The sequence below is a fragment of the Planomicrobium sp. CPCC 101079 genome (assembly GCF_007859275.1).
Taxonomy (GTDB): Bacteria; Bacillota; Bacilli; order Bacillales_A; family Planococcaceae; genus Planococcus.
Genome location: NZ_VOHC01000024.1, coordinates 53,371 through 66,981 on the forward strand (window position 1 = coordinate 53,371; position 13,611 = coordinate 66,981).

At 46.2% G+C, this 13,611-nt stretch carries 16 protein-coding genes; 7 read left to right on the top strand and 9 right to left on the bottom strand.

The window, feature by feature from the left end:
• Window positions 1–49 precede the first annotated feature (49 nt).
• The 4 genes from FQV28_RS10570 to FQV28_RS10585 all read right to left on the bottom strand — a co-directional run bounded on the left by FQV28_RS10570 (window position 50) and on the right by FQV28_RS10585 (window position 3,657).
• Window positions 50–1,234, bottom strand: coding sequence for a M20 metallopeptidase family protein (locus tag FQV28_RS10570; protein ID WP_146496300.1), 1,185 nt, complete (start codon window positions 1,232–1,234; stop codon window positions 50–52).
• Window positions 1,235–1,353: 119 nt separating this feature from the next.
• The gene (locus FQV28_RS10575) at window positions 1,354–2,103 is read right to left on the bottom strand and encodes an amino acid ABC transporter ATP-binding protein (protein ID WP_146496302.1); all 750 of its coding nucleotides are present in this window, start codon (window positions 2,101–2,103) and stop codon (window positions 1,354–1,356) included.
• A gap of 35 nt (window positions 2,104–2,138) precedes the next feature.
• A complete protein-coding gene (locus FQV28_RS10580; protein WP_146496304.1) occupies window positions 2,139–2,840 on the bottom strand; it encodes an amino acid ABC transporter permease in 702 nt (233 codons plus the stop codon).
• Window positions 2,827–3,657, bottom strand: a complete 831-nt coding sequence (locus FQV28_RS10585; protein ID WP_146496306.1) for an amino acid ABC transporter substrate-binding protein — start codon at window positions 3,655–3,657, stop codon at window positions 2,827–2,829. Before FQV28_RS10585 ends, FQV28_RS10580 begins: the two co-directional genes overlap by 14 nt.
• Before the next feature lie 444 nt (window positions 3,658–4,101).
• Here FQV28_RS10585 and FQV28_RS10590 point away from each other — a divergent pair, with 444 nt between their 5' ends.
• Window positions 4,102–5,046: an L-threonine 3-dehydrogenase gene (locus FQV28_RS10590; protein ID WP_146496308.1), complete on the top strand. Its 945-nt coding sequence runs from the start codon at window positions 4,102–4,104 to the stop codon at window positions 5,044–5,046.
• Window positions 5,047–5,083: 37 nt separating this feature from the next.
• Here FQV28_RS10590 and FQV28_RS10595 read toward each other — a convergent pair whose 3' ends face one another.
• From FQV28_RS10595 to FQV28_RS10605, 3 genes are all read right to left on the bottom strand, one after another.
• Window positions 5,084–6,436: a YjiH family protein gene (locus tag FQV28_RS10595; protein ID WP_146496310.1), complete on the bottom strand. Its 1,353-nt coding sequence runs from the start codon at window positions 6,434–6,436 to the stop codon at window positions 5,084–5,086.
• A 144-nt stretch (window positions 6,437–6,580) separates the two neighbouring features.
• Complete coding sequence (gene bshB2, locus FQV28_RS10600) at window positions 6,581–7,270, bottom strand: bacillithiol biosynthesis deacetylase BshB2 (RefSeq protein ID WP_146496312.1); 690 nt, start codon at window positions 7,268–7,270, stop codon at window positions 6,581–6,583.
• Between the two features lie 13 nt (window positions 7,271–7,283).
• Window positions 7,284–7,634: a YojF family protein gene (locus tag FQV28_RS10605; RefSeq protein WP_146496314.1), complete on the bottom strand. Its 351-nt coding sequence runs from the start codon at window positions 7,632–7,634 to the stop codon at window positions 7,284–7,286.
• Window positions 7,635–7,763: 129 nt separating this feature from the next.
• On the opposite strand from FQV28_RS10605, the gene FQV28_RS19220 reads away from it, so the two are divergent.
• From FQV28_RS19220 to FQV28_RS10620, 3 genes are read left to right on the top strand one after another with little or no spacing between them, the layout of a single operon-like run.
• Window positions 7,764–8,627 carry an ABC transporter permease subunit gene (locus tag FQV28_RS19220; RefSeq protein ID WP_255472894.1) on the top strand — a complete coding sequence of 288 codons (864 nt, stop codon included), beginning with the start codon at window positions 7,764–7,766 and terminating at the stop codon, window positions 8,625–8,627.
• Window positions 8,628–9,635 (top strand): ABC transporter permease, encoded by a 1,008-nt coding sequence (locus tag FQV28_RS10615; protein WP_146496316.1) that lies wholly within the window; start codon window positions 8,628–8,630, stop codon window positions 9,633–9,635.
• 32 nt (window positions 9,636–9,667) lie between these two features.
• Window positions 9,668–10,549, top strand: a complete 882-nt coding sequence (locus FQV28_RS10620) for a GNAT family N-acetyltransferase (RefSeq protein ID WP_186763846.1) — start codon at window positions 9,668–9,670, stop codon at window positions 10,547–10,549.
• 39 nt (window positions 10,550–10,588) lie between these two features.
• On the opposite strand, the gene pdxK is transcribed toward FQV28_RS10620, so the two are convergent.
• Together pdxK and FQV28_RS10630 are read right to left on the bottom strand one after the other, a co-directional pair.
• A complete protein-coding gene (pdxK, locus tag FQV28_RS10625) occupies window positions 10,589–11,422 on the bottom strand; it encodes a pyridoxine/pyridoxal/pyridoxamine kinase (protein WP_146496320.1) in 834 nt (277 codons plus the stop codon).
• A gap of 60 nt (window positions 11,423–11,482) precedes the next feature.
• Window positions 11,483–11,737 carry a hypothetical protein gene (locus tag FQV28_RS10630; protein ID WP_146496322.1) on the bottom strand — a complete coding sequence of 85 codons (255 nt, stop codon included), beginning with the start codon at window positions 11,735–11,737 and terminating at the stop codon, window positions 11,483–11,485.
• Between the two features lie 67 nt (window positions 11,738–11,804).
• Here FQV28_RS10630 and FQV28_RS10635 point away from each other — a divergent pair, with 67 nt between their 5' ends.
• The 3 genes from FQV28_RS10635 to FQV28_RS10645 all read left to right on the top strand — a co-directional run bounded on the left by FQV28_RS10635 (window position 11,805) and on the right by FQV28_RS10645 (window position 13,594).
• On the top strand, window positions 11,805–12,524 hold the full coding sequence (locus tag FQV28_RS10635; RefSeq protein ID WP_146496324.1) for a DUF4230 domain-containing protein: 720 nt from the start codon (window positions 11,805–11,807) through the stop codon (window positions 12,522–12,524).
• Window positions 12,525–12,536: 12 nt separating this feature from the next.
• Complete coding sequence (locus FQV28_RS10640) at window positions 12,537–13,211, top strand: uracil-DNA glycosylase (protein WP_146496325.1); 675 nt, start codon at window positions 12,537–12,539, stop codon at window positions 13,209–13,211.
• Between the two features lie 119 nt (window positions 13,212–13,330).
• Complete coding sequence (locus tag FQV28_RS10645; RefSeq protein ID WP_146496327.1) at window positions 13,331–13,594, top strand: YwdI family protein; 264 nt, start codon at window positions 13,331–13,333, stop codon at window positions 13,592–13,594.
• The last annotated feature ends 17 nt before the right edge of the window (window positions 13,595–13,611 follow it).

The window sequence follows — 13,611 nt, forward strand, 5'->3', positions numbered from 1 at the left end:
TACGACTCAGCTTGAATACTTTCCGTTATGCCTGATTTACTTTCCCGAATCACAAAATCATTTTAGTTTGTGCTTCAATATAAACCGCCGCAAACACTTTTGCCGCAATGAGCATCGCTTCTTCATTAAAATCAAAATTCTCATGATGATGCGGATAGACGAGCGACTCTTCAGCCATTTTGGCACCGACAAAGAAGAACGCACCGGGCACTGCCTGCGTATAATAAGCAAAATCTTCAACCGGCATGACCGGCTGAATTTCCATTACGGCTTCTTCGCCAATCGCACTGCGGGCAGCTGTACGGACAATATCCGTCGCTTCCGGATGATTCCATAACGAATCATAGCCGCTTTCGATCATCACTTCTGCGCTGGCACCCATCGCAAGTGCTACATTTTCGGCAATCGCGGCCACTCGTTCACTTGCGAGCTTGCGGAGTTCAGGATTAAAAACGCGAATTGTTCCTTCTAGAACGGCTTCGCTTGGAATGACGTTATCCGCTTCGCCGGCATGGAATTTGCCGATGGTGACGACCAGTTCCTGCAGTGGATCGGTGTTGCGGCTGACAATCGATTGCAGTGCAATCATGATATGGCTCGCAGCCAAAATCGGATCCACGCCGAGATGAGGTTCCGCGCCGTGTGTTCCAGAACCGCGCACAACAATTTTAATCGTATCTTCTGAAGCCTGCAAAAAGCCGTCACGGACAAACACTTTGCCATGTTCCAAACTGCTTTGCACATGTGCCCCGTACACCAAATTAACGCCGTCGAGGCAGCCATCGGCAATCATCGCGCGGGAGCCGCCTGGAGGCGCTTCCTCTCCAAATTGGTGAATCAGTACGATTGTGCCCGGCAATTCGTCTTTTACAGCCGCCATGGCCTTGGCAAATCCGAGAAGGCCAGCCGTATGGCCATCATGTCCACACGCGTGCATGACACCAGGAACAGTCGATTTGTAAGCAACTTCTTTTTTATCATCAATTGGCAGTGCATCAAAATCAGCGCGAAAAGCAATTGTTCTACCGGGTTTGCCACCCCGTATATAGCCGACCACACCATTTCCGCCAACGCCGCGGCGCACTTCTACGCCCATTTCTTCTAGTTTATTAGCAATGAACTCTGGCGTTTCGACTTCTTGATGGGACAGCTCAGGATGCATGTGAAGATGGCGGCGCGTTTCGATCATTTCTTCGAAGAGGGAATCGATTTTATTTAAAAGCATTGTTTGCATGAATAAGCGGCTCCTTTATATAGAAAGTATATTAAATGCAATGTGAGTATAATTATACATAAAAACTTCGAAGAAATCATTTCAATAAAAAAACTCGCTGCCAGCTTTGGCAGCGAGTTTTAAATCACGTCTGTTTTTTCAATCATATTCAAGAATTGGCGGGTACGCGCCTCTTTCGGGTTGTCAAACACGTCTTCAGGGCGGCCGCGTTCAACAACTTTGCCACCGTCCATGAATAAGACTTCGTCTGCCACACCTTTGGCAAAACGCATTTCATGTGTCACGACGACCATCGTCATGCCTTCTGAGGCCAAGTCTTTCATTACCTGCAGCACTTCGCCGACAAGTTCCGGATCCAGTGCTGAAGTCGGTTCATCAAACAGCATCACTTTAGGTTCCAAAGCAAGCGCCCGTGCAATGCCGACGCGCTGCTGCTGTCCGCCCGACAACTGGAACGGGTAATAGTCCATCTTGTCGCCAAGCCCAACTTTTTCAAGCAATTGCTCGGCTTTTTTACGGGCCGATGCTTTGTCTTTCTTCTGGACAATGACCGGGCCTTCCATGACGTTCTCGAGCGCCGTCATGTGCGGGAACAAATTGTAATGCTGAAAAACCATGGCAGACTGCTTGCGGAAAGCCGTCACTTGTTTTTTGGAAAAAGGTTTTGAAAAGTCGGCAGTCTGGCCATCGATCGTCACCGAACCGGCAGTCGGCGTCTCTAAGATATTCAAGCATCTTAGAAACGTCGTTTTGCCGGATCCGGAAGGGCCGATGACGACCACGGCCTGTCCTTTTTGGACATCGAGGTCGATGCCTTTCAGCACTTCAAGCTCGCCGAATCTTTTGTGTAAATTTCGAATGGAAATCATAGCTCGCTCCTTACTGCAATTGTTGAATGCTCTTATTATCTGGATACATAGCGGTCAAATCGGTGTTCCAGTCTGTCTTGGCCGACCGACAACAAGAAGCAGACGACCCAGTAAATGAGGGCAGCTTGCCCATACAGCAATAGAAATTCATAGTTCGTTGCGGCAATTTGCTGCGCAATGCGGAACATTTCCGTAACAAGAATAAGCGATGCCAGTGAAGTATCTTTGACCAAACTGATAAACGTGTTTGAAAGGGGAGGGATGGACACGCGCGCCGCTTGCGGCAGGATAACGCGGCGAAGCGCCTGCGTATACGTCATGCCAATTGTATTGGCGGCTTCCCATTGGCCTTTCGGTATGGAAAGAATAGATGCCCGGATAACTTCAGAAGCATATGCCCCGACATTCAGGGAAAATCCGATGATTGCCGCCGGGAATGGATCAATGACTATCCCGGCCGTCGGCAACCCGTAAAATAAGATGAAAAGCTGGACTAACAACGGTGTCCCGCGGATGATGGAAACATAAACCCGGGCGATAATCTGAAAAATTTTAACGGTAGAGATTCGGGCTAGGGCAGTGATGACTGCCAAAATGAGCCCGAGTATAAAAGCGATAAGCGTTAAAGGTATTGTGTACTGAACCAACCCTTCCAATAATGGTCCCCAGGCTGATTGAGCAATGTCCATAAGCCGCTCCGTTCTGACTGGATCCGAAAAAATACTATTCAAGTACATTTTCGCCAAACCACTTGTTGGAGATTTCTTCGTACGTACCGTCTTCGATCATTTCAGCAAGTGCTGAGTTGACTTCTTCAACGATGGCGCCGCTGCCTTTTCTGAACAATAAACCACTTTGTGCTGCATCGTCAGCTTCGTCTACAACTTGGATGTTTGCGTCAGGACGCTGGTTCAAAAAGTCCAAGACAGTCAAACTATCGTTGACTGTTGCATCGACACGGCCAGAGTTAAGCAATTCGATCGCTTGGTTGAAGCCTTCAACGCCTTCGATTTCAGCTCCGAAAGAACGGGCAGTTTCTGCATAGTTGCTCGTTAAAGACTGGGCAGACAATTTGCCTTCCAAATCCTCAAAGCTCTGGATTTCTGTATTGTCTTTTCCTACTACTAGTACCGCTTTTGAAGTGATGTACGGATCTGAGAACTCATAACTTTCCTGGCGTTCAGGATTGATCCCGACTTGGTTCGCGACCATATCGAAGCGGCCTGCGTCAAGTCCGGCAAAGATAGCGTCCCATTGCGTTTCCAAAAATTCCACTTCAACGCCAAGGCGTTTTCCGACTTCACGGGCGATTTCCACGTCAAATCCAGTCAAATCACCGGAATCATCGTGGAAAGTGAAAGGAGGGTAGGTCCCTTCAGTACCGACAACCAATTTTCCTTCTTCTTGAACTTTCGCCAATACATCTTGTTCTGAACTGCCCGAACCTGTCGCTCCGTCTGTTGTCGGGTCTTCTTGTGGCGAACCTCCGCCGCAAGCAGCCAGCAAAACAACTGCACTTACCAGCAATAGTAATAATAAGCTGAATTTCTTCATTTTGATCTCCTCTATTTCCTATAGAATTTTTGTTAATAGACCGCTTCCCGTATTCCTTTGCTCCAAATTCATACTCCTATTTTTTATACCCTTTTTTAGTAGAAAGAAACGGTTAAACTAAGCAGAGTGGAATAGTAGGTTTAAAGGGTGGAAAACCCTATTAATAAGACAAAAAAGAGCCCATAAACACTTGGCTTTTAGGGCTGTTTTATTATAGCACCCCTTATTCGCCAGCTCAATTAAATAGTTTGAAATTAGTATATTAGCTAAAAACAGCCTTTTGTTCTTCAAAGTACAACTATCTGAATCACAAAAGTCGTTGTGTTTTTAAAAAGAACAATTTATAATGACATCATAGTAAATGGCGTGAAATCAGCAATTATCTCAATATGAGTGTATTTTTACAGAGGACAATTGTTTTCTTATTCGGAAGGGGTTTGAATGATGAAGCGTATTATGATCACAGGGGCATTAGGGCAGATCGGCTCTGAACTGGTTGGGAAATTACAAGGGATATATGGAGTCGACAATGTCTTGGCAACCGATATCCGGCCGGCATCGTTAGAAAACGGACCGTTCCAATTGCTTGATGTAACGGATGCTCAACGGATGTACGACTTAGCGAAAGATTTTAAAGCAGATACGATGATGCATATGGCGGCCTTGCTGTCAGCGACAGCAGAAGAAAAACCATTGCTTGCTTGGAATTTGAATATGGGGGGATTGGTGAATGCGCTTGAAGCCTCCCGTGAACTCGGCATGCAATTTTTCACGCCTAGCTCAATCGGCGCTTTCGGCCCGTCAACTCCAAAAGTTAATACCCCGCAAGATACGTTGCAGCGCCCGACAACAATGTATGGCGTCAACAAAGTGGCCGGCGAGCTATTGTGCGATTATTATTTCCACAAATTCGGCGTCGATACGCGCGGCTTACGCTTCCCCGGATTGATTTCGCATGTAGCGCAGCCAGGCGGCGGCACGACAGATTACGCAGTGGATATTTATTATAAGGCAATTGAAAAACAGGCGTACACATCATATATCGCAAATGGAACTTACATGGACATGATGTATATGCCGGATGCATTGCAGTCAATTGTCGATTTGATGGAAGCGGACGCTTCCCGCTTAGAACACCGCAACTCTTTCAATGTCACAGCGATGAGTTTTGAACCAGAAGAAATTGCGGCATCAATACGCAAGCACATTCCAGAGTTTAAAATTTCATATGAGGTAGATCCAGTTCGCCAAGCAATTGCTGATAGCTGGCCGGATAGTATCGATGCTTCTGCGGCTGAACAAGAATGGGGCTTTAAAGCCCAATATGATTTGGATGCCATGACAGTGGACATGCTGGAAAAGTTGAAAATTAAATTACAGAATGTATAAAAAGAACCCTGCGCAAATTTTGCGCAGGGTTCTTTTTTTAAAACAATAAGTGGGCGATGCCGACAACAATCGGCAAAGCGATGATAGTGCGGAGCAGGAAAATAACGATCAAGTCAAGGATGCCCACAGGTATTCTTGATCCCAGGAGCAATCCGCCAACTTCAGACATGTAGATCAACTGCGTAACAGACATTGTTGCTACGACAAAACGCGTCATTTCAGATTCGATGTCTGCCGCAAGGATTGCCGGCAAGAACATATCGGCAAAACCGACGACCATGAGTTGTGCAGCTTCTGCTGCTTCCGGAACGCCTAGCAAGTTCAAGTAAGGCACAAATGGGGCACCTAATATTGCAAATACGGATGTATACTCTGCTAAAATCAATGCGACCGTACCGAAAGCCATAACGACTGGCGCCACACCAATCCACATATCCAATACATTTTTAAAGCCGTCTTTGAAAAACTCACCAATTGAACGGTTTTTTTCTGCTGTTTCCAATCCGCTTTCAAGCCCGTGGGAAAAGACGTTATATCCTTCCGGAACCGCTTCTGATTTTGTATCCTGTTGTTTGCCATTCATGAACGTTGTCGGCTTTTTGGCTAACGGATAAATTCGCGGCATGATAAGAGCAAGCACAATTCCAGCTAAAATGACCGTACCATAATACGGCAAGAAGTATTGGGCAAGCCCGACTTCCTGGATAACGACGATTGCGAACGTAATTGAAACAACAGAAAAAGTTGTTCCGATAATAGCAGCTTCTCGTTGCGTGTATTTGTTTTGAATGTATTGGGTATTTGTCAACAACACACCGATGGTCCCGTCTCCTACCCAAGACGCGAGCGCGTCAACAGAAGACCGGCCAGGCAGGCGGAATAACGGGCGCATGACTTTCACCATCATAGTCCCGAAAAACTCCAGTAGTCCAAAGTTCATCAAGAGCGGCAATAATAAACCGGCAAACAAGAAGATGGTGAAGAGGAAGGCAAGAAGCCCACCAGCTGACAATAAAAGTCCGCCTGTATTTTCACTCCAAATAGCCTCAGGGCCGAATTGGAACATGACCATGATGGCAAAAATTGCTCCAAGGATACGGACGATGGTCCAAAACAAATTGACATTGAACAATTTATCAAGGAACGAAACGTGATGTTTTTCATTAACTTTCCTTGTGATAAATACAAGTGAGCCAAGCGCTGCAATGATCATAATAGCCATCATGATCCAAGGGGCATAGGCTTCAATTTCGCTGGCCAGTAAATTCGCCAGCAAGGCAACTGTCACGACCCAGCCATCTGCAGTTGGCACGGGCACGATAAACAACAGAATGCCTAATAGTGAAGGAATTAAAAATAATAGCCATGTTGATAGTGGATACTTTTTCACGAATGATTCCCCTTTTCCAATGAAATAAAAATGTAACTCTTCAGAGTATACATGATTTTCTTGATGAAAGCGCATACTTTTAACGGTGTAATTACAATATTAATATAAAAAACGCGGTTTTCGGATAGAAAACCGCGTTTTTTATTAAAATGTTTCCTCAAAATCTTCGTCCCAGCGATAATTGTAAAAGCGTTCACGAGTCAGCCAGTTTTCGGTGTCCATATCGCCTTGTGCCAGTTTATGCTCCATTTCTTCAAGCATCCAAGCAGTTTGGGAAATATGGGCTTTCATCGCCCCCATTTTCTGGTCGCGAACAGCGCTCATATCATGGATTATGTCGGGTTCCCCAAGCACTTCAAGTGTATTGTTCGCAAAAGCGACGCAGTGGAGTTTCGGGCGGTTTTCCATGCGGCGTACGGCTCTGACGACAGCGCGGGCAGTCGCTTCGTGGTCCGGGTGAACAGACAGATTTGGATAAAACGTGATAATCAGTGAAGGATTCAACTCGGTAATCAAATCGGTCATCATGCCGACCATTTTTTCGTCGTCTTCAAATTCGACTGTTTTATCCCGGAGCCCCATCATGCGTAAATCAGTCAGTCCCATAGCGTCAGCGGACGCTTGCAATTCTTTTTTCCGGATTTCCGGCAAGGATTCCCGCGTCGCAAATGGCGGATTTCCGAGGTTTCGCCCCATCTCACCGAGCGTGAGACAAGCATATGTAACCGGAGTTCCTTGTTTAATATATGTTGATATTGTTCCCGATACTCCAAACGCTTCATCGTCCGGGTGAGGGAAGACAACAAGTACGTGCCGTTCTTCTGGAAGTGCCATGTTTCGTTCCTCCTTAATAACTGAACGGTGTTTCGCTAATTTCAAGCGCCACCGCCAATTTCCCTGATCCGTCATGTCCAGCAAGCAGCAATCTGCCATGTTCGTCCATTTCATAATGAGTGATGCCTTGTGCATAGACCCAGCCATGCGGCAGTTTCAAGCCAACACGGTGCGGGCTTTCGCCAACCACTTTGCCAAGTTCGTAATTGATCACGACATTGCGGATAAATGCGCCTGCATTAAAAAAACCTTCGTTAAAATGGGTGGCATAAGACCCGTTAGTTGTTTCAAGATGTAAATACACATCTTTTCCTGCAAAAGCATCCAGCTGAACTTGCAACTTTTTTACTTCGACTAATTCCATAATGCTCCTCCTCAACAATACTTCTTTTTTTAGTATAGGCAAAAGTTGAAAAGAAAGCGAAAACGATGCTTTACGGGAAAACTAACAATGTTAAGATTAAATAGAATATTTTAACAAAAGGAGCCGGGTATGAAACTACTATTGAAGTTTATTTTTTCTATTATTGGTATCCTCCTTGTCAGCGGCCTGCCGATTTTATTGTCTGGGCTATTGGGTGGAGAGTTGCAGCTGGCCGAGTATTTCAGGACTATCAGCGCGGTGCTGGAAAGTATGTGGCCAGTGCAGGATATTTCTGTCTTCAACTACCGCATACAAAAAGAAATGCCGGTATTTCCTAACATTCTTGAATACATAAGCTATTCCCTTCAAATCCTGTTTTTGGCACTCGGCGCGGCGGTTTTCTTTGCGCTAACTTTTACAGTGCTGACCATGCTGTTAGGAGAACGGGCTAGGGATCGAGTGAAAATGGTGCTGTATTTCTTGGAATCGCTTCCGGATTTGCTGATCATCATGCTGGCGCAATTAGCGGTTATTTTTTTCTTAGAACAGACAGGCATCCTTATATCGAGTATTGCGGTAACAGGGGCTAATCGGATTTACTGGCTTCCGGTTTCATGCCTGGCATTGTTGCCGATGATTCAACTGTACCGGCTATGTATGCTGACGTTTCAGGAAGAAGAGCGCCAAATGTACGTAGAGCTTGCGCGCTCGCTCGGATTTTCAAAAACGTTCATCATTCTGGTTCATATGTTTCGCAATGCGGTTATCAGTGTATTTTTTCAATCTAAGAAAACGGTCTGGTTCATGCTTTCAAATCTTTTTGTCCTTGAACTAATGTTCAATTTGCCAGGAATTATGCTGTTTTTACGCGATAATATGATGCCGCAAATATTTATCTTAACGATCTTCAGTTTTTTCTTGCCGATATTTTTCTTGTATAGCATTGGCGAATGGTTTTTTCTTCGCCGTCTTCGTGGAAAGGAAGTGCTGTAAATGTGGAAACAGCCTTATTTTGTCATCGGTTTTGCCATTCTGGCATTTTTTCTCATTGGCAGCTTTGCTTACGAATGGTTTTGGGGAAATGTGCCAAGGCAAGTCCGTTTTATCATGGAAAATGGGCGTGCAGTAGAAGGGGCGCCAATTTCGCCTCAATGGGCCTATCCGTTTGGCACGGATCAATTTGGATTCGATATGCTCGGCAAGTTGATGATCGGCGCTAAATATACGATCATAGCGGCACTGGCTGTAGCAGCGCTGCGCATGCTGATTGCCGTTCCGCTTGGCTATATGCTCGGGACATATTTACAGCGCCACCGCTCTTGGGTCAGCGGGCTGGCAGACTCTCTTCATTATATCCCGTTAACGGTTTTCGCTTCGTTTCTTTTAACGCCAGTCCTGTGGATGCCAGAAGGCGGGTTTACTAATACCATTTGGGAACGCATCGCCATTCAAGTAGTGGTCATGGCGCTCCTCACCGTACCGATTGTCGCCGTCCTAGTCGGAAGTGAAGCGGCTATCCTGTATCAAAAAGAATATATTGAAGCCTCCCGGATCCTTGGGGCAAGCCGGCTCCGTATTATTCGAAAACACCTTATTCCACACATGCGTGAGAAGCTTGCAGTGTTATACGGCCAGCAAGTGATGGAGACTTTCATCGTCCTGGCCCATCTTGGGCTTCTCAATTTATTCCTGGGGGGCACAAAGGTCAGCCGTGATCCGATGTTTGGTGATCCGCCGATGTCGATTTCTTTTGAATGGTCCGGTTTGTTCGGTTCATCGTTCCGCTACCTGCACGGCGCTCCGTGGATGCCGCTGTCGCCTGTCCTCTTTATCGCGCTTTCGATTTTAGCCGTTTCGTTCATGATGGAAGGCTACCTGCGTTCGAAAAATCCGAAAGTGAAAAAACGGAGCTTAAGTGCGAAAAAAGAAGAAGTGGTCAATTGGAACCGCAGCCAACTCCGTGAAAAAATGGTCCAAGTTAAGGATCTCCATGATATGTAAAGTTTGATGATAAACCGAAAGGACAGATGGAAATGGTTGAAATCAAGAACATGCAGCATTGTACAGTTGAAGAAAAAGTGCAGGCTTGGAATACAGGATTTGAAGGGTATTATTTCGACATGACTACTACGCCGGATGCATTTGAAAAAAGAGGCGAAGCAGAGGGGTTATCGGACAAGTTATCAGTCGTAGCTTTTGAAGACGGCACACCAGTGGGGTTGGTGCGAAACGGCGTCCGGGAATGGCAGGGGAAAAAAGTAGCGTGGAACGGCGGTACAGGGGTGGCGCCAAGCGTGCGCGGGAAAGGTATCGGCAAGAAGCTGATGGAAGCAGCGCTCGATATCCTTCAATCCGAAGGCGTCCATGCCGCAACACTTGAAGCGGTCAAAGAAAACAAGCAAGCGATTGAGTTTTACAAACGGATGGGCTATAGCATAGTGGACGAAGTGCATTTTATGCAATTGAAAGGAAAAGTGAAAAATATTCAATTTTCTTCTGCCGGCGATAAAATCAGTTTATCAGCGGCAACTCCTGAAGACGCCGGTCAGCTATCATTTTATAGAGGCGATTTCACTTGGCAAACTCAGTGGGAAAGCGTAAAAGATGGAGAAGCAGTCTTTGCAGCAGACAAAACCGGCAAGGCCATTGGATACGCATATTTCCGCAAAACAATGGACCATGAAGGGAAGCATGCTTCTACGGTGTTATACCAGTGTGAAGTGGCACCAGACTCTGAAGGCAGAAAGGCAATTGCGGAACAACTCATTTTAGCTGTATTTGATCAATTTTCAGGAAATATAAATCGAATAGCAGTGAACGTGCCAGTTGAGGGAAATAAATTGACGCACGAAGCGCTTGAAGAATTCGGGTTTATTATTACTGCTGCGCAAGTGTTTATGAAGAAAGAGCTATAAAAAAGGAGGCCGCAATTGCGGCCTCCTTTTTGGCAGAGATTAAACTTCATTTATTTCAACTTCAGGTTTTTCGAATTTATTGGCGGCGCCGTGCATAACCGGGCCGACGTATTCGTTCAGCTTCCAGCCATGCTGGATGGCAGCGGAAACGAATGTTTTGGCATCAAGTACAGCGTCTTTTACGGGTTTGCCGTTCGCTAAGTTCGCGGTAATTGCAGCGGCAAATGTGCAGCCGGCGCCGTGGTTATAAGTTGTATCTGTTTTTTCGGAAGTCAGCAAATAATGTGTTGTGCCGTCAAACAGCAAATCAGCAGCTTTTTCGTGTTTCAACTGTTTGCCGCCTTTGATAACAACGTATTGTGCGCCATGTGCATGGATTTTTTCCGCTGCTGCTTTCAAATCTTCGACGGTTTGAAGCGTACCTAAACCAGAGAGCTGGCCAGCTTCGACCAAATTCGGTGTCACCACTTTAGCAACCGGCAATAAATGGGTGATCATGGCATCGACGTTTTCAGGAAACAATACTTCGTCTTCGCCTTTACACGCCATAACGGGATCGATGACGACATCTTCTAAACCGGATTTTTTGATCGCTTTTCCGGCCATTTCTATAATATCGACAGTCGGCAACATACCTGTTTTTAAAGCGTCAACACCTGTAGAAAATGCAGTTTCAAGCTGCGCGTGAAGCGTTTCAACCGGAATTGGATGGATGCCGTGGCTCCAGCCGTTATTTGGATCCATGGTGACGATGACGGTCAAGGCATTCATGCCGTATGTCCCATGCTCTTGAAACGTTTTCAAGTCCGCTTGAATACCGGCTCCGCCGGATGTATCTGAACCTGCGATTGTTAATGTCTTCTTAAGTGTCATCGGTCAAACTCCTTTAAAGAAATTGATTTTATAGTTTTATTTTATCAAAAACCACAGCATTTACAATGAATCGGTCTTTTGTGGAGTAAGCAGAATCGCAGCAGTTACAGTGCTCAGCGCAAAGAATGCCAGGATGAATAATGCGACGATCCAATTGCCGCTTCTGAAAAGACCTATCGCGATGATAAATGTTAGAATGGATACAGTAGTTAAGAAAAAAGCCAGGCACCCGATGCCGGCCCGTTTTGCACCTTCTGGAGCGCTGGAACCATTCGCTGCAGAAATTGTTTTTATTTTTTCTCGCCAATCAGCCATCATTATCGCCCCTTTTGCTTATCCTATCACGGGGCAATGATGAAATGAATAGAAAGAGGGATGTCGCGTGGCAAAAGATCCGAAGTTGACGGAAATCGAGCGTTTATTGAACGAAGTGAAAGGAAAAGGAGAAACAAAAGAGTCTGGATTCTGGCGGACAACCAAAGTCATGATGGGCGTCTTCCGGAATTCGTTTTTTGTGCTCATCACGGCTTTGCTTTTATTGCTGGTCGCGCTGCCGCTTGGCACTTGGTGGATGATTCAAGGTTCTACCGCGACAGAAAGCAAAGGCGCGTTCTTGGAGCGGATTCAGGATCTGAATGAATTATCGACAGCGGAAGCTTATTCGAAAGTGATCATCGAGCGGCAGGATAATGCGTTATTCGGCAAAGAAATTGGCTTGGATCTGCCAGGGACAAAGCGCCAATTGCTGGTTGTAATTCCTGGGTCGGTTCGTGCAGGCATTGATTTTTCGGAAGTCGCCGAAGAAGACATCGTGCTTGATGAAGAAGCCAAGACTGCGACGTTGACATTGCCGCCAGCAAAAATTCTGGGAGGGCCCGAATTGTTCATGGACCAAGTAGAAGTGTATTCGTACGAAGGGCTTCTACGTGGAGATACCGATATTTCGGAAGCCTATGAGCTTGCGGAAGAAGCGAAAAAGTTGATGGTTGAAGAAACAACTGGCCAAGGGGTACTAGAGACGGCGGAAGCTAATGCGGCCCGGTCTGTCCAAGAAATGTTCAATCTGGTCGATTATGATGTGAAAGTTCAATTCGAAGATTAAGGAGTGGGGTTTATGGGGAAGCAGATTTTTCAAAATGATTGGCAGGAAGTACTGGGAGAAGAATTTGATAAACCTTATTACTTGAAGCTGCGGGAATTCTTGAAAGATGAGTATGCAAGCGAGACCATTTATCCCGCTAAGGAAAACATTTGGTCAGCGTTCGAGCATACCTCTTACAAAGATGTTAAAGTCGTTATTTTGGGGCAAGACCCGTATCATGGCCCAAATCAGGCGCATGGTTTGAGCTTTTCGGTCCAGCCGGGAGTTCCGCATCCGCCTAGCTTGCGCAATATGCTAAAAGAGCTGGAGGAAGACCTCGGCTGCAAAAAGCCGAAAGACGGCACACTGACAAAGTGGGCTGACCAAGGCGTCATGATGCTCAATACGGTACTGACGGTCCGGGCAGGACAGGCGAATTCCCACCGCAATCAAGGCTGGGAAACATTCACGGATGAAGTGATCCGCAAATTGTCGGACCGGGAAGAACCGGTCATCTTTGTGTTATGGGGCAAACCGGCCCAAAAGAAAAAGCCGCTCATCAACCTGGAACGCCACGATGTGGTTGAAGCGCCGCATCCAAGTCCGCTCAGTGCCAGCCGCGGATTTTTTGGCAGCCGGCCGTATTCAAAAGTGAACGAAATGTTACAAAAGCGCGGCCGGCAACCGATTGATTTCTGCCTTGCCTAATGCGCTTTCAACAAGGCGTGTTAAAATAAAGAGAAACTTTGCGGAGTAATGGCCCATTTGTTGAAGTGCGAGACCACTAAAACAGAGGGATAAGAGCAGAAACGAAAGGGGGATTTACGATGGCTGTCGCACCTGAACGTATTTTGAGTGAAATTGAAAAATACGCCAGCCGAGCGCGGACTGAAAATCCGGCAAAAATGCGCGAATCTGTTGCTGCCATTCGGGCTTTATGCAATTTAATATTGGACGAAGACGGAAACGCACAGGACCAAAAGCCGCGTGCCATGCCGCTCGCGTCCCCGGCGTCAAAGCCACAAATTATGTTGGGCGAAAACAAATTGAAAGAAGAAGACGCCAACGGAGATTCATTGTTTGATTTTTAAGCGGAAAGAGGAGAAAT

Coding starts and splice junctions, on each gene's coding strand:
- FQV28_RS10570 (WP_146496300.1), bottom strand. CDS start 1,234: ATGCAAACAATGCTTTTAAATAAAATCGATTCCCTCTTCGAAGAAATG.
- FQV28_RS10575 (WP_146496302.1), bottom strand. CDS start 2,103: ATGATTTCCATTCGAAATTTACACAAAAGATTCGGCGAGCTTGAAGTG.
- FQV28_RS10580 (WP_146496304.1), bottom strand. CDS start 2,840: ATGTACTTGAATAGTATTTTTTCGGATCCAGTCAGAACGGAGCGGCTT.
- FQV28_RS10585 (WP_146496306.1), bottom strand. CDS start 3,657: ATGAAGAAATTCAGCTTATTATTACTATTGCTGGTAAGTGCAGTTGTT.
- FQV28_RS10590 (WP_146496308.1), top strand. CDS start 4,102: ATGAAGCGTATTATGATCACAGGGGCATTAGGGCAGATCGGCTCTGAA.
- bshB2 (WP_146496312.1), bottom strand. CDS start 7,270: ATGGCACTTCCAGAAGAACGGCACGTACTTGTTGTCTTCCCTCACCCG.
- FQV28_RS10605 (WP_146496314.1), bottom strand. CDS start 7,634: ATGGAATTAGTCGAAGTAAAAAAGTTGCAAGTTCAGCTGGATGCTTTT.
- FQV28_RS19220 (WP_255472894.1), top strand. CDS start 7,764: ATGAAACTACTATTGAAGTTTATTTTTTCTATTATTGGTATCCTCCTT.
- FQV28_RS10615 (WP_146496316.1), top strand. CDS start 8,628: ATGTGGAAACAGCCTTATTTTGTCATCGGTTTTGCCATTCTGGCATTT.
- FQV28_RS10620 (WP_186763846.1), top strand. CDS start 9,668: ATGGTTGAAATCAAGAACATGCAGCATTGTACAGTTGAAGAAAAAGTG.
- pdxK (WP_146496320.1), bottom strand. CDS start 11,422: ATGACACTTAAGAAGACATTAACAATCGCAGGTTCAGATACATCCGGC.
- FQV28_RS10630 (WP_146496322.1), bottom strand. CDS start 11,737: ATGGCTGATTGGCGAGAAAAAATAAAAACAATTTCTGCAGCGAATGGT.
- FQV28_RS10640 (WP_146496325.1), top strand. CDS start 12,537: ATGGGGAAGCAGATTTTTCAAAATGATTGGCAGGAAGTACTGGGAGAA.
- FQV28_RS10645 (WP_146496327.1), top strand. CDS start 13,331: ATGGCTGTCGCACCTGAACGTATTTTGAGTGAAATTGAAAAATACGCC.